The organism is Mastigocoleus sp. MO_188.B34 (assembly GCF_030065675.1).
Taxonomy (GTDB): Bacteria; Cyanobacteriota; Cyanobacteriia; order Cyanobacteriales; family Nostocaceae; genus Mastigocoleus.
In genome coordinates, this window is sequence record NZ_JASJDK010000041.1 from 1 (window position 1) to 19,054 (window position 19,054).

The window sequence follows — 19,054 nt, forward strand, 5'->3', positions numbered from 1 at the left end:
GGCAACCATAGTCGGTTGCAATGATGGAAAGCCGGATGACGCGAAAGTGTCAAGTCCGGTTTGGGGAGAGGGATAGAGAAACACGCAGGCTGTGAAGTGTGAAGGTGCGCTCCGTCCCTACTCCATTTATAGCCTCTAGCTATAGGTATTGCGGGACGCGCAAAAGCGCACAGTAATAAGTCAGAAATCAGAACAGACTGCGCTTACAGCGTTAACTTAAGTGGGTCGTAAATCACAGCAAAATATCTAATCCCCAACCTCACACTACTTCCCACACTCCCCACACTCCCCACACTTCCCACACCTCCCACACTCCCCACACTTCCCAATCCCCAACCCCCAATTCATGATAGGTTTAAGCATTGAAACCATTAGACTAAATATCGACTTTCATGAACGCAGCTGACGATAAAACAATTGTTAAGGATTATTTTAATTCCACAGGCTTTGACCGTTGGAAGCGTATCTACGGTCAAGGAGAAGATGTCAATAAAGTTCAACTAGACATCCGCACCGGACATCAACAAACTGTAGATAAGGTTATAGGTTGGCTGCAAGCGGATGGTAATTTGTCAGAAATATCTGTTTGTGATGCTGGATGTGGTGTTGGTAGTTTAAGTATTCCCCTAGCCCAAGAAGGTGCAAAAGTATTTGCTAGTGATATTTCTGAAAAAATGGTAGGTGAGGGAAAACAGAGAGCTGCAAGCAATCCTAAAAGTAGCGAAAATATCACTTTTAATGTCCAAGATTTAGAAAGCTTAAGTGGAAGTTACCACACAGTGGCTTGTTTGGATGTGCTGATTCATTATCCCCAAGATAAAGCAGACCAAATGATTTCCCATTTGTGTAGCTTAGCAGAATCACGGGTCATTCTAAGTTTTGCTCCCAAAACTCCAGCTTTATGTATTCTAAAGAAAATTGGAAGTTTTTTCCCGGGTCCAAGTAAAGCTACTCGCGCCTATTTACACCGAGAAGCAAAAATTGTCAAAGCCTTTGAAAATAATGGCTTTCAAGTGGGAAGAAAGGAAATGACCAAAACTCGCTTCTACTTTTCTCGCTTGTTGGAAGCTACGCGTAAGTAAGGTTAAGATCGCGGCAAGATAGGTAGTGTCTTCTGCTGCGATTATGAAATTTTTAAAAAAGATAAGTGCAGCTTGTTTGCTGTCAATAGGATTCTTATTTGCAATGTACGGCGTTGCTCAAATTCCGGAATTAGCAAGTGAAGAACAGACCCATGAGTCAAAGCTTGAGATTAGAGAAAGCTTTTTTATGACCATGGGTATTAGCGTACCAATGCTAGCAGGCGGAGGATTAATGCTTTGGAGATTGCACCAAAGGGATAAAAAGCAATTGCGCGATCGCCTAGATCGGATTTTTTACCGGATATTGAAAATTAATCAAGGAAAAATAACTATCTTAGAATTTGCCATGGAAGGTAGTCTTTCTGGAGAAGAAGCCAGAAAATACCTAGATGTCAAAGCTAAAGAGTTTAACGCCCATTTTGAAAATAATGATAAAGGGCATATTAACTATCGTTTTGAAGTTCCGGCAAGTTTTTTCTATATCCCCAGTCAAATTGATTACTCATAAATAAATTTTGATACTTTGTCAACCAAAGACATTTTTATTTATTAACTACCATTCCCAACAAAAAATCAGCTAAACTAAAATTCAGGTAAAAACTACAGAAAAATCAAGATTAATATGACAAAGGTATTTGTCAATTAATTTAATTTATCAGATTAATCTACCATTTCATTCTACAAAAATACACTAAGTCAAAGTGTATTTTTTATCATGCACATTTTAAGCTAGGTATAAGTACCTCAAGCTCAGTGTGAATTCATTTTTTATTTCTGGAAGCTTTTTGCTGCAAGAGTTAAAATCGCAGATAAAGTAAAAATTTCACAAGACCTATGAAGACTGCTGAGAAGTTCGCTGCAGGTTGGTTGTTGATGCTTGGATTTATATTTTTAAGTTTATCTGTTTCGGCAAAATTAGAAAAAAGTGTTTTTGAAAAAGCACTCAACAGATCTTCGGATCAATTTGAATTTGGTGTTCCAGATGACGAACTGTTGGATGCAATTGAGGAAAAAAATAATCAAGTTGTTGGAGGTCTGGTTTTTGGCTTACCCACATCAATTCTGGGAGGTTGGTTAGCCTTATCGTTATACCGTGATAAACGACAGCAAAGAAATGCTTTGAATCAAAAAATTAACGAACAGCTACAATCAACTTTTTACCGCATGGTTTTAGAAAATGAAGGACGAATTACTGTTTTGAAATTTGCAATGCACTCCCAATTACCCCCAGCTACAGCAAAGGAATATCTTGACCAAAAAGCTAAGGAATTCAATGCTGATTTTAATGTTAACGAAGATGGAGGAATATCTTATTATTTCGATGTCTAAAATTTTTTCGTGAATCAAATGAAAAATAAGTTTGACTGTGAAACACGACCGTCAACTAAATTAGTTTTTTGTTCGCAATTAATAAATAAATTGATTGTTCTGTGACAGTTTTGTGACAGTCAAGAATTAATTTTCTTGCTACGATCCATGAGGATAATTGAGTTGCATTTGGCAATATGACCCAGTTTTTTTTAAGTTTAGCAGCTGCTTTCGGTGGTTTATCTGTTGCTGCTGGAGCTTTTGCATCCCATGCTCTAAAGGAAAAAATTAGCGAACATTATTTAGAAGTTTTTCAAGTGGGTGCTCGCTATCAGATGTACCATGCTTTAGCTTTGTTGCTTGTAGCAGTGTTAATGACACGTGCTCAACCTCCTGAGGGGGTACTTGTTGCTAGTGGTTGGCTTTTTATCATCGGTACTTTTATTTTTTCTGGTAGCTTGTATCTGTTGAGTTTAACTGGAATCAAGTATCTCGGTGCAATTACACCTTTGGGAGGGGCTGCTTTTATTGCAGGTTGGGGGACTTTGGCTTTTGCTGCTTGGACTGTTAAATTTTGATCGGATTTTTTATTGGTAATGAGTAGGCAAAAAACTTATAAAATTACTTCAGAACCAACCCACATCTTCAACCAAGCCATATCTTCTAAGTGCCCATTAGGCAAATATTTATCAACATTTGCAAGAATAATTGCTTGCATTTTTCCAACCCTTATTCCTTTAAATCTATTCCAGAACATGGTGCAACTACCAATAAGATTTTTGCAACAAAATTTAACGAGTAATTGGGTGACCCGGATCGCGATCGCTAAAAGTTATGATTCCAAAATGTTATTGGATGCTAGATCTTAATTAAAAGTTATACAAATCAAGCAACAACATGATGTAGTGTGAAGCTAGCTATATACATACTTTATGGAGTTAACTATGCTTTCTTGGTGCAAAGAACATTCCCAACAAGTCTATGATTCCACAAGTAAGAAGTGAAATAACTTTGGTGGTTGTTCGGGTAAATGAATAAATTTTTGAGAATAGCCAAACCATCAAAACAAATATAAACCATTGAATTACGGATAAAAATTCAAGTAGCACAATAAAAAATTTCCGAATCCACCTAACTAATTTATTGCTAGATAGTATCTTTTTTGTAGAAGTTGAGTGCGTCGATATATTTATCGTAGAAGCTTGTGGTAAGACAAAGAGCCACAAAACAACAACAAAAACTACAATTCCAATTACAAATATTTTCAGAAAGCGCAAGACTTTATTGAATAGATGTGGCTCTCTATTTATTTGAGACCTAAAAAAGGATATTGTCCCTAATATTGCAGAGATTAAAGAAACTATAAATTCAATAATTTCCAGCATATTTATTTTCTGACCAGTACAAGAATTTGGCTCGCTTTACGATCTGTGCTCTGATAACAAATCGGATCTTGCTTGAGACTCACTCTCTATGAAACCTCTTCTATAATGTTGAAATTTCTCCAACACTCATTCCTGAAAGAGGTAATCCCATTTAGTATTACTCCTGAAATGAAACCATCCGCAATAGTGTTTGGGTTACACCAATTTCATTTAGTGAGGCTACCAAGATGAAACTCAATTACAAGATATGATTTTATTCCTGGCATACCATTTGTAGCTTGAATTTAGGAAATTGGTATTAGAGTAAATATCAAAAATATGTCCATCAAAAATCCGTGCATCAAAAATCTGTAGATATAAAATCTGTGCATACAAAATTTATCCATCGATTGCATTGTACTGATAGCCTCCAAAATAGATAGATTGTATGTAGTTATTTAGTTGTTTGTCAGGAACTTCTAGCTGATTTGGGTTTATGACATTTTCAATATTACAGAATTAATAAGTAGGATAATAGTACACTTGTGGGTAATTTTTTAGTTCGCAAATTAAATTAGATTCTCTTTATCAGTGGGACTTAAACAAAAATCAAGCCCAAATAAAGCTGTCATATTCAATTTAGCTGCATAGCAGCTTATCTCCTAATATCATGTCCGCTTAATTATTTATTAAAAAATATGTTTGTTTGTAGTAGCGCTTGAGCGCCAATATCTTTACTATGGCGCTCAAGCGCTACTACGAACCTGATCGCAAGTGTTTTACCGGACATGATATGACTCCTGTTTCCTGTCTTCTGGATCCTGCATTTCCCTAGAAAGTCAAGCAATCTTTATTACTTAAAACTACTTTATTTTAAATTTTAGTTACACAAAGAAACAATTGTTTAAAATTTGCTAATGCAATTGCACCAGAATTGCACAAAACCTTTGGTTATATGGTTATAGTCCGAAAGCCGCTGAATTCCTAACTTGAACGCAAAAGATTAATGTTTTTTGAGTCAAGCGAGAAATCGAATTCACTCATTTATATCCTTAGCTAACCCTCAGTTTTTTGTGAGAAGTTAGGTTTCAGCTTTCTAGAATTCCATTTGTGCGATTAAATATATAGGGGATACTTAGATGTTAGATGCATTTACCCGGGTTATTTCCCAAGCTGATACTCGGGGTGTTTACCTTAGCAACGAGCAATTTGACGCCCTCAGCAATATGGTTGCTGAAAGTAACAAGCGTATGGATATAGTTAATCGCATCACAGGTAATGCTTCAACTATTGTTGCTAATGCTGCTCGCGCTTTATTTGCCGAACAACCCCAGTTGATCGCTCCTGGTGGTAATGCTTATACCAGTCGTCGTATGGCTGCTTGTTTGCGAGATATGGAAATTGTCTTGCGCTATGTTACTTATGCCGTTTTTGCTGGAGATGCTTCTGTTTTAGAGGATCGCTGTTTGAATGGTTTACGAGAAACCTATGTTGCTCTAGGAGTACCTGGCGGTTCTGTTGCCGAAGGTATTAATAAAATGAAGGAAGCTGCGATCGCAATCGCAGGTAGCAGAGAAGGTATCACTCCTGGGGATTGTAGTTCTTTGATGTCTGAGTTGAGTAGTTACTTCGACCGTGCAGCATCAGCAGTTGGTTAGTAGTTTTCAAAGCCAACATAGATATTTCTTGTATTTCAATAGCAAATAGTAAGTCAAGTTTCCAAAGGAAAATTATCGATGAAAACTCCAATTACTGAAGCAGTATCCTCCGCTGATTCCCAAGGTCGTTTCCTTAGCAGTACCGAAATTCAGGTTGCATTTGGTCGTTTTCGTCAGGCTAGTGCAAGCTTAGAAGCTGCTAAGTCACTAACTAGCAATGCAGATCGTTTAATTAATGGTGCAGCACAAGCTGTTTATCAAAAATTTCCTTATACGACCCAAATGCAGGGAGCAAACTATGCTTCAACCCCTGAGGGTAAAGCTAAATGTGCTCGGGATATTGGCTACTACTTACGTATGGTTACCTACTGTCTTGTAGCCGGAGGTACTGGTCCTATGGATGACTATCTGATATCGGGAATTGCTGAAATTAATAGTACTTTTGAGTTATCTCCAAGCTGGTACGTAGAGGCTCTCAAATATATCAAAGGAAACCATGGTTTAAGTGGTGATCCTGCTGTTGAAGCAAACTCCTATATTGATTACGCTATCAATGCTTTGAGCTAGAACTTTAAGCTAAGTGAGCTAAAATTTTTCTCATTGCTCGGCGTTACAAGTAGCTATCAATTAAAGTCTATTTATCAGTATTTATTAGATACTTAGATTTTAGATATTTTCTTGTAATTCCGAGCAATACCAAAAAATAATCTTAAGAAAATAAACCTCGTTTGTGGCGCAGACATAGGATTCAATAACCAAAATCCAGGAACAAAATCTAAGAAGACATAATTCAGAAAAGCACAATCTAGGAGCAAAATCAGTGGCAATTACTGCAACAGCATCTCGTTTAGGAACTTCTGCATTTAGCGATGAAACTCCTTTAGAATTGCGTCCTAACTGGAATCAAGAGGATGCAAAATTTGTCATTAATGCCATTTACCGACAAATTTTAGGGAACGACCATCTGATGCAATCCGAGCGTCTCACCAGTGCTGAATCTTTATTATGTAATGGTGCGATATCTGTTCGCGAATTTGTACGCGGAGTCGCGAAGTCGGAACTTTATAAATCAAAATTTTTCTATGATAATTATCATCCACGCACAATTGAGTTAAACTTCAAACACTTACTCGGTCGCGCACCTTACGATGAATCAGAAATTATTTACCATCTAGATATTTATCAAAATCAAGGCTTTGAAGCAGATATCGATTCTTATATTGATTCTGAAGAATATAATGAAAATTTTGGCGATAATATTGTACCTTATTATCGTGGTTTTTCTAACCAACCAGGACAGAAAACCGTCGGTTTTACCAGAATGTTTCAGCTATATCGGGGTTATGCTAATAGCGATCGCGCCCAAGGAAATAAAGGTCGCCCTAGTTTAACCTATGAATTAGCTCGCAATATGGCAAATCCTATCCGTACTCCAGATATGGGACAAGCGTTGAGTGGAGTCACTGCGACTGGTCGAGGAAATTTATATCGTTTGCGGGTAAGCCAAGGAGCGCGGGGAAGAGCGCCCCAATTAAGACGTAGCATTAAGGAATATGTTGTTCCTTACGAAAGACTTTCTCGAATTTTACAAAATTTGAATAAGAATGGTTGTCAAATTCTCAGCATTGAAAATGCCTAAGCTAAGATTAATTTTGGCATATTTAAATTTATACTTGTAGGAGAAAATAAAAACGTGGCAATTACACAAGCAGCATCCCGTTTAGGAGTTTCTGCATTTAGTCAAAGCAAACCTGTAGAGTTACGACCTAACTGGAGTAATGAAGATGCTCAAATCGCCATCAAAGCCGTTTATCGACAGGTACTTGGTAATGACTATATTATGGCTTCTGAGCGTTTGATTAGTATAGAATCTTTACTGTGTAACGGTTCGATTACTGTACGGGAATTTGTACGGGCTGTAGCTAAATCGGAACTGTATAAGTCTAAATTTCTTTATGGTAGTTTCCAGACCAGAACTATTGAGTTAAATTTAAAACATTTACTTGGTCGCGCTCCTTACGATGAATCAGAGGTAATTTATCACCTCGACCTCTACCAAAATAAAGGTTTTGAGGCAGATATTGACTCTTATATTGATTCTGCGGAATATTATGACAATTTTGGTGATGATGTAGTACCTTTTTACCGGGGTTTTTCCACTCAGTTTCAGCAAAAAACAGTTGGTTTCACCCGGATGTTTCAACTGTATCGGGGTTATGCTAATAGCGATCGCGCTCAGATTGCAGGTACAAAGTCTCGTTTAGCAAAAGAATTAGCATCTAATAAAGCTTCTGCGGTGGTTAGTCCTTCCGGAGGTGGTGATGGTTGGGCTTATCAAGCTTCTAACCAAGGTATAGCTCAGAATAAAACCTTTAGAAATTCTAATCGGGAAGGTCGTATTTATCGCATAGAAGTTTCGGGGATGAATTTACCGAGATATCCAAAAGTACGGCGTGTTAGTAAAGCATTATTGGTTCCCTACGAACAGCTATCGGGTACTTTAAAACAAATCAATAAAATGGGTGGCAAAGTTGCAAGTATTACTTTGGCGTAGGTGATTCTAGCATAATTCAGTCTGGCATAAATTAAGTCTGGTATTTATATAAAAGTATCTGTGGAAATTTAAGAAATGTTGGGAAAATCTTTAATCGGTGGTAGATCTAATTCTGCTTCTAGTAACCGTATTTTTGTTTATGAGGTTACTGGATTGAGACAAAACGACCAAAATGATGCTAATAGCTATCCTTTCCGTACTAGTGGTAGTGTTTTCATTCAAGTTCCTTACAGTCGCATGAATGCAGAAATGGTTCGTATTACTCGTATGGGAGGAAAAATTGTGAATATTCGTCCTCTTGATGCGGTGGAAAGCACTACTCCATCTGAGTAATGATCGATATACTATTTAAGTTTGCCAAGTAATGATTTTTGTAGAGATGACTCTTCCCTAAGACAGATTAGGAGGGGGGTTGAGTTGTCTCTACGGGGTTTTGAGGAAAAATAAATCTTGATAAGTAAAAACGAAAGGATACACCATAGTTTCACACATCCTTTTTTGTTAAATCAGTTAATTTTCATGAACTTTTAGTTGCAAAATTTAAATTAGGGTTAATCTATAATAAAAAATTAATCAATAATTCAATAATTAAAACTTATGCAGCGAGTAGGAGAATTTCAAGGAGAGAAATCATTACTCCAAGCTGTATTTGAACATTCTGCCGAAGCGATCGCAATTCTTGACCAACAAAATAATTTTGTAGAGGTCAATCGAGCAGCTTGTGAGTTATTTGGTTCGACCAAAAAAGATTTAATTGGTCAGTCAATAGCAGTTTTTTTAACCTCCCCTCTAAATTGGGAACATGAGCAAGATATCGAAGAAATTCAAATTCGACATCTTGATGGGACAATCCGCACTGTAGAGCATAGCAGAGTTAAAGAATTATTACCCAACTACAACTTATTAGTTTTCAGGGATGTTACCGATCTCAAGCGAGCAGCAGCAGAAGAACTCCACCGAGAACATCAAAAAGTAGAGTTATTTGCAGAAGTTACTCTCAAAATTCGTCAATCGCTACAACTCAAAGAAATCCTGCAAACAGCAGTTAATGAAGTACAAAGAATTTTAAATGCTGACCGAGTATTAATTTATCAAGTTTTTGCCGATGGTACTGGTAAGTCTATTAGTGAAGCTGTGTTACCTGAGTATCCTGCTGTTTTAGGTGTTGTATTTCCTGAAGAAGTATTTCCCCGAGAATATCGAGAACTCTATGGAGGGGGAAGGGTAAAAGCTATTACTGATATACATTCTCCTGATGCAGGATTGGCTGAATGCTTAGTTGAATTTATGGACGAATGGACAGTAAAAGCTAAATTAGTGGTACCAATCCTGCAAAATCTTAATCCTCAGACTAACGATTCTAAAATTAAAAATTCTAAAATTAAAGATTCTAAAACTAAAGATTCTAAGATTAAAGATTCTAAAATTAAAGATTCTAAAACTGATGAACCTGGAATTCATAGCCAGCTATGGGGTTTGTTAATTGCTCATCAATGTAAAAATACCCGAGACTGGAAAGATTTTGAGTTGGAGTTAATGCAACAACTTGCAGACCAAATCGGTATTGCTTTGTCCCAAGGAGAATTACTAGAAAATCTAGAAGAATTGATCGCCCAACGTACGGCGAAACTAAGACAGGTTAACAGTAATCTTCAGCAGGAAATTAACGATCGCCTGATGGTAGAAGCTGCATTACGTCGCAGTGAAGAGCAGTTACGTTTGATTGCTAACGGACTACCAGTTTTAATTGCTTATGTGGATAAACAACAGCTTTATCGTTTCAATAATGAAGCTTACCAAACCTGGTTAGGGTTATCTCCAAGTAAAATTTATGGCTGTCATCTGGAAAAAGTTCATGGTACAGAAGAATACCAAAAAATTCGGAAATATGTAGAAAGTGCGCTTTCTGGAGAAAAAGTTACTTATGAACAAGATATCACTTTCCAAGATGGATGCAGTCACTCTGTCAACATTACCTACATACCCCACATAAACGAACAGCAAAAAAATGTAGTAAAAGGATTTTTTGCTCTCACTAGTGATATTAGCGAACGCAAAGCTATTGAACGGATGAAAGATGAATTTATTTCCGTAGTCAGTCACGAACTGCGTACACCACTAACATCCATTCACAGTTCTTTGAAAATTCTGGCTACGGGAAAACTGGGTAACCTTTCCAATAAAGGACAGCGAATGTTGCAAATTGCTGATGAACAAACAGAACGTTTGGTGCGCTTAGTTAACAATGTCCTAGATTTACAAAGCATCCAGTCAGGCAAAATAAAAATGAATAAGAAAGCCTGCAAAGTTACAGAACTTATGATTGAAGCAGCCCAAACTATGCAAACAATGGCTACTGAGCATGGAGTTAAGCTATTTACTGAGTCGGTTGATTTTGTGGTTTGGGCAGATCGTGATTATATCGTTCAAACCCTGACTAACTTATTGAGTAATGCAATTAAATTTTCCCCTTCAGATAGTTGTGTTTGGCTATCTGCGAAAATAGAAGCGTCACCAAAGAAAACCAGAAGCAAAAAATTAATCCCTTACGTTACCTTTGAAGTTAAAGACCGAGGACAAGGAATTCCCACAAGTCAATTAGAAACTATTTTCGAGCGTTTTCACCAAGTTGACTCTTCCAATTCCCGTAAAAAAGGTGGAACTGGTTTAGGATTAGCAATTTGTCGGCAAATTATTGAAGGACATGGGGGTAAAATTTGGGCGGAGAGTTGCCAGCAAAAAGGCAGTAGTTTTTACTTTACCCTACCCGCGATTATACAAAATAACAGCGAGCAGACAAAAATTGAACTGACAACAAGCGAACCGAAAGAGAGCGATCGCCATGAGTGATAAATGTATTTTACTGATTGATGATGAAGAAACGATTCAGGAAGTCGTGCAAATCGGCATAGAAATTGAAACAGGTTGGAAAGTATCTATTGCTTCTTCTGGTTTGGAAGGAATCACTACAGCCCAAAGTGAGCAACCAGACGCAATTCTCCTTGATGTGATGATGCCAGATATGGATGGAATTTCTACCCTTGCAAGGTTAAAATCTAACCCTAGCACCAATTCAATTCCAGTAATTTTACTGACAGCAAAAACCCAAATCGTTGATACAAACGAGTTTGAAAATATGGGGGCGGTCGATGTCATTACTAAACCTTTCAATTCTATGACTTTAGCCAGTAAAATCGCCAAAATACTCCACTGGAAACTATAAGATAAAATGAGTAATGTAAATAATAAATGAGTTAGAAAAAGCTATATATAAGTAAGTAAATTATTTTTATATTTTCACAAATCAGTAACATTTAGTTAATAAATGAAAATGTATGAATTAATTGTATTTGAAAATCATTATTCTGTAGTGAAAAAACAACTTAACAAGTTCAATTAATTAGTTCCCAAATTATTATAGTTTCCTATATTTGTTCATAGTGAAAATATTTTCTGAAGATATTAATTGAATAACGCTAAAGTTATTAAAGGGGATAGGCAATTTTGGGGGATGTCAACATGAGAATATTAGTAGTAGATGATGATCGAACCTTAGTTGATGTACTCAAAAAAAGTCTTGCAGAACTGAATTATGCGATCGATGCTGTTCATGATGGGGAACAAGGATGGATTTATGGTTCTACCTACACATATGATTTAATTATTTTAGACTGGTCTTTACCTAAGCTTGATGGTATTAGTCTTTGTCAGCGTTTTCGTGAAAATGGCTATCATATGCCTATTCTTTTACTAACATCTCGCAACGGTAGTCAAGCCAAAATTCAGGGACTTGATGCAGGAGCAGATGATTATTTGGGTAAACCTTTTGATATTGATGAATTAGCTGCTCGGATTCGAGCTTTATTGCGTCGTGTAAACTCCAACTCCCGTCCAGTTTTAAGTTGGGGTGATTTACAACTAGATCCTTGTAGTGGTGAAGTTAAATATCAGGGACAATTGTTATTATTGACGGGAAAAGAATACGGATTACTTGAATTATTTTTACGCCACAGTCAAAAAATATTTAGTATTGAAGAAATTATTCAAAGTTTGTGGTCTTCGGTAGAGTATCCCGCTCATGCAACAGTTCGCTCCCATTTAAGACGTTTAAGAAATCAATTAAAATTAGCTGGTTTATCTCAAGACCCGATCGAAACCGTACGAGGACGAGGATATTGTTTAAAAAAATTACCTCAAGTTAGTAATCCTCAAAACCAAATTACATCAAATGTTGCGAAAGATAGTAAAAATGACAAAACATCCCTACATTTAACAGCATTAAACTCAATCTGGGAAAAACATCGACAGCGCAACAAACAGCAATTATTTATTTTAGAATCAGCTATCAAAGCTTTAAAAGAGGGATGTCTCAATCAAAGCGATCGCCAAGAAGCAAAATTAATTGCTCACAACTTAGCAGGAAATTTGGGTATTTTTGGTTTTGATACAGAATCGCAATTAGCAAAAGAATTAGAGCAACTTTTGGAAATAGATATTAATCAAGACAGCGTACAATTGCAGCAACTAGAAAGCATTTTTAACACCTTAAATAAAAACTTATTTGGAGAAGAGGAGCCGGAAAATAATCTTTCCGACCGAGTTTCTTCCCAATTAGGACAACATTCACCTTTGTTGTTAATTGTGGATGATGATACAAAATTTACTGAAGAATTAACCCAAGAAGCAACAACTCAAGGAATTAGAACCGTGTTCGCAACTACTCCTGACTCAGCTAGATCTTGGTTGGATGGAGAAGAATATCAAGAATTTCCCGATGTAGTTATTATCAAGGTGTCTTTTGCTCGCTCTGCGTTCGATCCAACGTTACGCTCCAAATATTTATCTTTAATTGCTGAATTCAACTTACTCACACCATCAATTCCCGTTTTAGCGATCGCCGATAGCGATCGAGTTGAAGACCGCTTACATGTAGCACGACATGGAAGTTCTTTTTACTTAAAACAACCAATTACCCCCATTCAAGTTATTGACTTTTGTAAACAAGTAATAGAACGTTCCCGAGACAAAAGAATCATGGTCGTAGATGATGACTCAGACCTATTACGATTATTACCGTCCCTATTAGAACCTTGGAAATTTCAGCTTACAACCTTAGACGATCCGCGACAATTCTGGGAAGTACTTCAAGTTATCAATCCCCATTTACTGGTACTAGATATTGAAATGCCACACATCAGTGGAATTGAATTATGTCAAGTACTTCGCAATCATTCTTATTGGTGTAAACTTCCCGTTTTATTCCTCAGCATTCATAAGGATATAACTTTGAGAGAACAAGCGCTGACGAGTGGTGCTGATGATTTTATAAATAAACCCGTAATAGCGAAACAGCTTGCTGTTCGCATTCTTAATTGTTTAGAACGAAGGGCTTAATTATATTTTTCTACACTATAGTGTAAGTTTGGTGAATTCGCTTACGATAATCGTAATTTTCGAGAAGAATAACAGTAAATTTTAGTGCGATCACTTTTGTAATATTTGAGAACCCAACACAATAGCTAAAAATCCAATAAATTAAAGTGTTGAGTTGGAAGTTGATAAATCTGTATAAATATGTAGTCTTCCGATAATAAGTAAAGTATTTTTTACTGAAAATGGAATTATAATTTTATTTGCTGTAAAAATATACAAGGACGTGTACGATGAGTATTGCTCCTCGCGGGATGAATGTTACTGAGGCTTACAGGTTGTATCGTTCAGGTAGCTTATTAGTAAATAGGAAATATCAACGAAAACTTGTTTGGACAGTTGCAGAAAAAGAGAGGCTAATTGGGAGTATTTTAAAGCAATACCCAATTCCATTAATATTATTGGCTGAACGTCCTCAAATACATGGTAGTGGTAAATATGAGATTATAGATGGTATACAAAGATTAAATGCTATATTTAGCTTTATAGAAAATGCGTTTCCATATCAAAAAAAATATTTTAATATCGATGAATTTTCATACGCAAAGCAATTATCTGAAGATGGGAAATTTGAAGCTGTAAAAAAGATGATTCTCTTCTTTCTAGAAAATTATGCGCAGATATTTTAGATTATCAATTAGCTATAACTATTTATACCGCAATGGAGGAAGAAGATATTACAGAGGTTTTTGGTCGAATCAATTCAAGCGGTAAACATTTAAGTCGCCAAGAAAGAAGACAAGCAGGCGTAACTACTGCATTTGCAGAATTAGTTAGAACAATTTCTATGGAGTTACGTGGAGATGTATCAGATAAAGTATTGCATCTCTCTAATATGCCAGAGATAAGCATTGATTCACAAAAGTCAAAACAAGGATATAACATCTTAGCTGAAGACACAATATGGTGTAAGCAATACGCTATAACAATTTCACAATTGCGAGATAGTGAAGATGAACAAATGATTGCCGATATAGTAGCTTCTATTGTGTTAAAAGAACCTTTACCAGTGAGCACTGAACGCTTAGATAGTTTATATGAATCAACAAGTAAATATTCTCACATTATAGAAAGAGAATTGGCAACTTATGGTTTTAAAAAGTTAACTCATGACATTATTAAAACTTTTGCAGTTATGAGAGAAACTATTGAAGCTTATGATTCAGAAGCAAAGGCTTTACTGCGTATTGTTAACCCTGGAAGCAGCAATCCAATTAGAACAGCATTTTACACTATATTTATGGCATTTTTTGATTTGGTTATCTGTCAAAATCTTTCTCCAGTAGATGCTGAAGGAATTATGAGCAGTCTTAGAGGTCTTCAGAAAAAATTAGATTTAAGCAGTCACTATACAAAAACAGAAGACAGAAAAAATAACATTAAGCAAACTAAAGGTTTAATACAAGATTATTTTGCACGAAAAGAACCACCTGCATTAGGACATGGAGTTGAATTAGCACTTGACTTTGAAAATTCTTTGCGACGTTCTAGAATAGAGACTGCAAGATATGAATGCAAACAAGGCTTATTAGATTTATCATCCAAAAGAATTCTGAATAAAGGTTTATTAGAAAAGATTACTCACACTATTTGTGGAATTGCTAATTTAGGTTCAGACACTGATGGGTATATACACATTGGAGTTACTGATTCAAGGGAAGATGCTTATAGAATAAAAGGCTTAGATAATATCGAACCCATTGAAATTAATGGAAGGTATGTTGTTGGTATTGATAGAGAAGCAAAACTCCAGAACAAAAATACAGAGAATTATATAAAGTTGCTAACAAATCAAATTCAAAACTCAGCACTTAGTGAACCATTAAAAACACAAGTTTTAACAAAAATTGACACAATATCATATAAAAATTTTTCAGTTATTAGAATTACCATTCCAGTACAGGAAGATGTTTCATTCATTAATGAAAGAGCTTTTATAAGGCAAGATTCTTCTACTATAGAAGTACAAGGACGAGAGTTGTTAGCTGTTTCTAAGCTATTTAATAAATAAATATTGTAAAGGTGGGACATCGCCCACCCAACATTAATTATTTAACACCGGCTTTTGGCATTCCCAAAATATCTTCAAGTTTCGGCATTTCTTCTAAGGGAATCACTCTTCCTTCATCTTCAAAACCAGCAATTTGGTCGAAGTTCAAATACCGATACAAGTCATCAGCAAAGGGATGAATTTTCTTCGCCACAATTTCCATATATTCCTTTACCGTCGGCATTTTACCTAACAAAGCACAAACCGCAGCTAATTCCGCCGAACCAAGGTAAACTTGCGCACCTTTACCCATACGGTTATTAAAGTTACGGGTGGAAGTAGAAAATACTGTGGCGTTATCTTCTACTCGGGCTTGGTTACCCATACACAGACTACATCCTGGCATTTCGGTACGCGCACCAGCCCCACCAAATATACCGTAAACTCCTTCTTCTTTGAGTTGTTTTTCATCCATGCGGGTTGGAGGACAAATCCACAAACGAGTAGTAACTGTTCCCGAACCTTCCAAGACCTTAGCAGTAGCGCGATAATGTCCGATGTTGGTCATACAGGAACCAATGAAGACTTCATCTATGCGATCGCCCACAACTTCCGATAATAATTTCACGTTATCGGGGTCGTTAGGAGCAGCAACGATGGGTTCTTTGATTTCGTTTAAGTCGATTTCGATGATTTCGGCGTATTCTGCATCGGGGTCAGCTGTCATTAATTGGGGGTTGGCTAACCATTCTTCCATTTTGGCGACGCGACGCATAATGGTTTTTGCATCGGTGTAACCCCGCGCTACCATATTTTTCAATAAGGCGACATTGGAACGCAGATATTCAGATATGGTTTCGGTTCCTAATTTAATCGTACAACCAGCACAGGAACGTTCGGCACTAGCATCGGTAAGTTCAAAGGCTTGTTCTACTTTTAAATCTGGTAAACCTTCTATTTCCAAGATTCGTCCGGCGAAGATATTTTTCTTATTCTTTTTCTCTACCGTCAGCAAAGCTTTCTGAATGGCGACATAGGGAATCGCATTCACAATATCTCGCAAGGTAATACCCGGTTGCAGTTCCCCTTTGAAGCGTACTAGTACTGATTCTGGCATATCCAAGGGCATTACCCCTAATGCAGCAGCAAAAGCTACTAAACCAGAACCTGCGGGGAAGGAAATTCCTAAAGGAAAACGAGTATGGGAGTCACCACCAGTTCCTACGGTATCCGGTAATAACATCCGGTTTAACCAGGAATGAATAATTCCATCACCGGGACGTAAAGCAACCCCAGCACGTTGAGCGAAGAAGTCAGGTAATTCTTTATGAGTTTTGACATCAACTGGTTTGGGATAAGCTGCTGTATGACAGAAACTTTGCATCACTAAGTCTGCACTAAAACCCAAACAAGCCAATTCTTTTAACTCATCGCGGGTCATGGGACCTGTGGTATCTTGGGAACCAACGGTTGTCATAATTGGTTCGCATGACATTCCCGGATGTACTCCAGGTAAACCACAAGCTTTTCCGACCATTTTCTGAGCGAGTGTATAACCCTTACCGGAATCACTGGGGGGTGTTGGACGCTTGAATATAGTACTCGGTTCTAAACCTAATGCTTCCCGAGTTTTATCGGTGAGACTGCGTCCAATTAATAAAGGAATCCGTCCCCCAGCACGAACCTCATCTAAAATAGTTTCGGGTTTTAAGGTAAAAGTGGAAATAACTTCCCCAGCTTCGTTGGTAATTTCACCTTTGTAGGGATGGATGGTAATCACCATACCAGTTTCCATTTTAGTGACATCACACTCAATGGGTAATGCACCAGCATCTTCAGCAGTATTAAAAAATATTGGGGCGATGCTTCCACCTAAAATATACCCCCCAGCCCGTTTGTTAGGTACGAAGGGAATATCATTACCAAGGTGCCATAATACGGAATTAATTGCTGATTTGCGGGAAGAACCGGTTCCTACTACGTCTCCCACATATGCTACCGGGTGTCCTTTTTGCTTTAATTCGGCGATGGTTTCTAAACTTCCGGGTTGGCGAGATTCCAACATTGATAGAGCATGAAGAGGAATATCGGGACGGGTTGTGGCTTCCGTCGCAGGGGATAAATCATCAGTATTGGTTTCCCCAGGAACTTTAAAAACGGTAACAGTAATTTCTGCTGGTACTTCCGGACGAGATGTGAACCACTCACCTTCAGCCCAAGAATCCACAACTCTTTTCGCGTAAGGGTTAGTTTTGGATAAATCCATGATATCGTTAAAGGCATCATACACCAGCAAAGTTTTGCTCAATGCCATTGAGGCGTATGTAGCCAAAGGTTCTTTTGCTTCGCCCCGCATCACCAAGGGCGTTTCTGATGATTCAGACTGGGACAAGCTAGAAGTAGAAGTTTGTAGCAGATCGATTAAAGATTGGACGTTGTAACCCCCAACCATAGTACCCAGCAATTGCACAGCTTCAACCGGCGATATTAGGGGAGAAGTTATTTCTTCTTTAGCAATCGCGCTTAAAAAACCAGCTTTGACATATGCTGCTGGATCCACCCCGGGAGAAACTCGATCTCTCAATAAATTCAGTAACGTTTCTTCTTCACCTTCTGGGGGGTTCTTCAGTAATTCACACAGTTCTGATGTTTGCTTTGCATCTAGTGGTAAAGGAGGAATTCCCAGCGTAGCTCTTTCTTCGACTTGTTTGCGGTATGATTCCAACATTTGACTCTCCATAGTTCGATAAATTTAGATCGGCAAGAATAAAGCTCTGTTTACAATTGCTTTAATTCTCTGGGGATTCATTCTACTGTCATAGCTCTTTGCGCAATCAACTAAAGAGTAATAAATCAGAAAATCGATGGTTCAGAAAAATAATATTCCTGTTATCCATAGAACATGATTTCAAAGACTTGTACGGTGATTTGATGACAGGAATGAGGTAGTAAAATCATTTCAAAAGTTTGGATGGAGAGCTAAAATTAAACACTCAGATAATCGTGCTTATAGTTACTTACATTTTATTCAAAAATATTCGACTATACAAGTGTGAATATATTTTGTCGATTGTTTATCAAAGCGATTACTTTTATTTTTATTTTACAGCTACTTCTAATTAAAACCCACTCTTATCCATCGTCACAGTTTGATTTTGCGTAAAAACTAAAGTTTTTCACCTGATATGATTTATTATTCAACATCTTCTTGCGATCTAAAGTGACCTTTTTGAAATAATGATTTTACTAATTTTTGTAGCTTAGGTTTATGCTCTATTACTTATAAGATAAAATATTTTATTTGTCTGCTGCATTAATTCTAAGGGAATACATATGTCTAAAACTTACACCGTTGAAATCCTCCATCAAGGGGAAACTCATACTTTAGAAGTTCCTGAAAATCAAACTATCTTGTCTGTTGCTGATGAATCAGGATTGGAGTTACCTTCTTCCTGTCATGCTGGTGTTTGTACTACTTGTGCGGGCAAAATTATCAACGATGGTAAAGTAGATCAAACTGATGGTATGGGGGTTAGTCCAGACCTCCAAGCACAAGGTTATGTTTTACTTTGTGTCGCCTATCCTCGCTCCAATCTAAAAATAGAAACGGAAAAAGAAGAAACTGTTTATGAAAAGCAGTTTGGTAAAGGTTAATTGACCGTTATTAT

17 protein-coding genes are annotated in these 19,054 nt (G+C 37.1%); 15 read left to right on the plus strand and 2 right to left on the minus strand.

What is annotated here, in order from left to right:
• Window positions 1-203: 203 nt before the first annotated feature.
• Complete coding sequence (locus QNJ50_RS11985; RefSeq protein WP_300635554.1) at window positions 204-329, minus strand: hypothetical protein; 126 nt, start codon at window positions 327-329, stop codon at window positions 204-206.
• A gap of 63 nt (window positions 330-392) precedes the next feature.
• On the opposite strand from QNJ50_RS11985, the gene bchM reads away from it, so the two are divergent.
• The 14 genes from bchM to QNJ50_RS12055 all read left to right on the plus strand — a co-directional run bounded on the left by bchM (window position 393) and on the right by QNJ50_RS12055 (window position 15,407).
• On the plus strand, window positions 393-1,082 hold the full coding sequence (gene bchM / locus QNJ50_RS11990) for a magnesium protoporphyrin IX methyltransferase (protein ID WP_300635556.1): 690 nt from the start codon (window positions 393-395) through the stop codon (window positions 1,080-1,082).
• Window positions 1,083-1,125: 43 nt separating this feature from the next.
• Complete coding sequence (locus QNJ50_RS11995; protein ID WP_300635558.1) at window positions 1,126-1,590, plus strand: hypothetical protein; 465 nt, start codon at window positions 1,126-1,128, stop codon at window positions 1,588-1,590.
• 326 nt (window positions 1,591-1,916) lie between these two features.
• Entirely contained in the window at window positions 1,917-2,411 is a 495-nt protein-coding gene (locus QNJ50_RS12000) for a hypothetical protein (protein WP_300635560.1), read from the plus strand.
• 176 nt (window positions 2,412-2,587) lie between these two features.
• Window positions 2,588-2,968, plus strand: coding sequence for a DUF423 domain-containing protein (locus tag QNJ50_RS12005; RefSeq protein ID WP_300635562.1), 381 nt, complete (start codon window positions 2,588-2,590; stop codon window positions 2,966-2,968).
• A gap of 1,925 nt (window positions 2,969-4,893) precedes the next feature.
• Window positions 4,894-5,412 carry a phycocyanin subunit beta gene (locus QNJ50_RS12010; RefSeq protein WP_300635563.1) on the plus strand — a complete coding sequence of 173 codons (519 nt, stop codon included), beginning with the start codon at window positions 4,894-4,896 and terminating at the stop codon, window positions 5,410-5,412.
• 78 nt (window positions 5,413-5,490) lie between these two features.
• Window positions 5,491-5,979 (plus strand): phycocyanin subunit alpha, encoded by a 489-nt coding sequence (gene cpcA / locus QNJ50_RS12015; protein WP_300635565.1) that lies wholly within the window; start codon window positions 5,491-5,493, stop codon window positions 5,977-5,979.
• 253 nt (window positions 5,980-6,232) lie between these two features.
• Window positions 6,233-7,051, plus strand: coding sequence for a phycobilisome linker polypeptide (locus QNJ50_RS12020; RefSeq protein WP_300635567.1), 819 nt, complete (start codon window positions 6,233-6,235; stop codon window positions 7,049-7,051).
• Window positions 7,052-7,105: 54 nt separating this feature from the next.
• The gene (locus tag QNJ50_RS12025; RefSeq protein ID WP_300635569.1) at window positions 7,106-7,966 is read left to right on the plus strand and encodes a phycobilisome linker polypeptide; all 861 of its coding nucleotides are present in this window, start codon (window positions 7,106-7,108) and stop codon (window positions 7,964-7,966) included.
• Window positions 7,967-8,041: 75 nt separating this feature from the next.
• Window positions 8,042-8,299 carry a phycobilisome linker polypeptide gene (locus tag QNJ50_RS12030; RefSeq protein ID WP_300635570.1) on the plus strand — a complete coding sequence of 86 codons (258 nt, stop codon included), beginning with the start codon at window positions 8,042-8,044 and terminating at the stop codon, window positions 8,297-8,299.
• A gap of 264 nt (window positions 8,300-8,563) precedes the next feature.
• Window positions 8,564-10,816 carry a PAS domain S-box protein gene (locus QNJ50_RS12035; protein WP_300635571.1) on the plus strand — a complete coding sequence of 751 codons (2,253 nt, stop codon included), beginning with the start codon at window positions 8,564-8,566 and terminating at the stop codon, window positions 10,814-10,816.
• Window positions 10,809-11,189: a response regulator gene (locus QNJ50_RS12040; protein WP_300635572.1), complete on the plus strand. Its 381-nt coding sequence runs from the start codon at window positions 10,809-10,811 to the stop codon at window positions 11,187-11,189. The genes QNJ50_RS12035 and QNJ50_RS12040 overlap by 8 nt, the downstream gene beginning before the upstream one ends.
• Before the next feature lie 296 nt (window positions 11,190-11,485).
• Window positions 11,486-13,360: a response regulator gene (locus tag QNJ50_RS12045; RefSeq protein WP_300635573.1), complete on the plus strand. Its 1,875-nt coding sequence runs from the start codon at window positions 11,486-11,488 to the stop codon at window positions 13,358-13,360.
• A 269-nt stretch (window positions 13,361-13,629) separates the two neighbouring features.
• Window positions 13,630-14,025 carry a DUF262 domain-containing protein gene (locus QNJ50_RS12050; RefSeq protein ID WP_300635574.1) on the plus strand — a complete coding sequence of 132 codons (396 nt, stop codon included), beginning with the start codon at window positions 13,630-13,632 and terminating at the stop codon, window positions 14,023-14,025.
• A 32-nt stretch (window positions 14,026-14,057) separates the two neighbouring features.
• On the plus strand, window positions 14,058-15,407 hold the full coding sequence (locus QNJ50_RS12055; protein WP_300635575.1) for an ATP-binding protein: 1,350 nt from the start codon (window positions 14,058-14,060) through the stop codon (window positions 15,405-15,407).
• A 37-nt stretch (window positions 15,408-15,444) separates the two neighbouring features.
• Here QNJ50_RS12055 and acnB read toward each other — a convergent pair whose 3' ends face one another.
• Entirely contained in the window at window positions 15,445-18,114 is a 2,670-nt protein-coding gene (gene acnB / locus QNJ50_RS12060; protein ID WP_300635576.1) for a bifunctional aconitate hydratase 2/2-methylisocitrate dehydratase, read from the minus strand.
• Window positions 18,115-18,719: 605 nt separating this feature from the next.
• Between acnB and QNJ50_RS12065 the strand changes: the two genes are divergently transcribed.
• Window positions 18,720-19,040, plus strand: a complete 321-nt coding sequence (locus QNJ50_RS12065; RefSeq protein ID WP_300635578.1) for a 2Fe-2S iron-sulfur cluster-binding protein — start codon at window positions 18,720-18,722, stop codon at window positions 19,038-19,040.
• The last annotated feature ends 14 nt before the right edge of the window (window positions 19,041-19,054 follow it).

Coding starts and splice junctions, on each gene's coding strand:
- bchM (WP_300635556.1), top strand. CDS start 393: ATGAACGCAGCTGACGATAAAACAATTGTTAAGGATTATTTTAATTCC.
- QNJ50_RS11995 (WP_300635558.1), top strand. CDS start 1,126: ATGAAATTTTTAAAAAAGATAAGTGCAGCTTGTTTGCTGTCAATAGGA.
- QNJ50_RS12000 (WP_300635560.1), top strand. CDS start 1,917: ATGAAGACTGCTGAGAAGTTCGCTGCAGGTTGGTTGTTGATGCTTGGA.
- QNJ50_RS12005 (WP_300635562.1), top strand. CDS start 2,588: ATGACCCAGTTTTTTTTAAGTTTAGCAGCTGCTTTCGGTGGTTTATCT.
- QNJ50_RS12010 (WP_300635563.1), top strand. CDS start 4,894: ATGTTAGATGCATTTACCCGGGTTATTTCCCAAGCTGATACTCGGGGT.
- cpcA (WP_300635565.1), top strand. CDS start 5,491: ATGAAAACTCCAATTACTGAAGCAGTATCCTCCGCTGATTCCCAAGGT.
- QNJ50_RS12030 (WP_300635570.1), top strand. CDS start 8,042: ATGTTGGGAAAATCTTTAATCGGTGGTAGATCTAATTCTGCTTCTAGT.
- QNJ50_RS12035 (WP_300635571.1), top strand. CDS start 8,564: ATGCAGCGAGTAGGAGAATTTCAAGGAGAGAAATCATTACTCCAAGCT.
- QNJ50_RS12040 (WP_300635572.1), top strand. CDS start 10,809: ATGAGTGATAAATGTATTTTACTGATTGATGATGAAGAAACGATTCAG.
- QNJ50_RS12045 (WP_300635573.1), top strand. CDS start 11,486: ATGAGAATATTAGTAGTAGATGATGATCGAACCTTAGTTGATGTACTC.
- QNJ50_RS12050 (WP_300635574.1), top strand. CDS start 13,630: ATGAGTATTGCTCCTCGCGGGATGAATGTTACTGAGGCTTACAGGTTG.
- QNJ50_RS12055 (WP_300635575.1), top strand. CDS start 14,058: ATGGAGGAAGAAGATATTACAGAGGTTTTTGGTCGAATCAATTCAAGC.
- acnB (WP_300635576.1), bottom strand. CDS start 18,114: ATGTTGGAATCATACCGCAAACAAGTCGAAGAAAGAGCTACGCTGGGA.
- QNJ50_RS12065 (WP_300635578.1), top strand. CDS start 18,720: ATGTCTAAAACTTACACCGTTGAAATCCTCCATCAAGGGGAAACTCAT.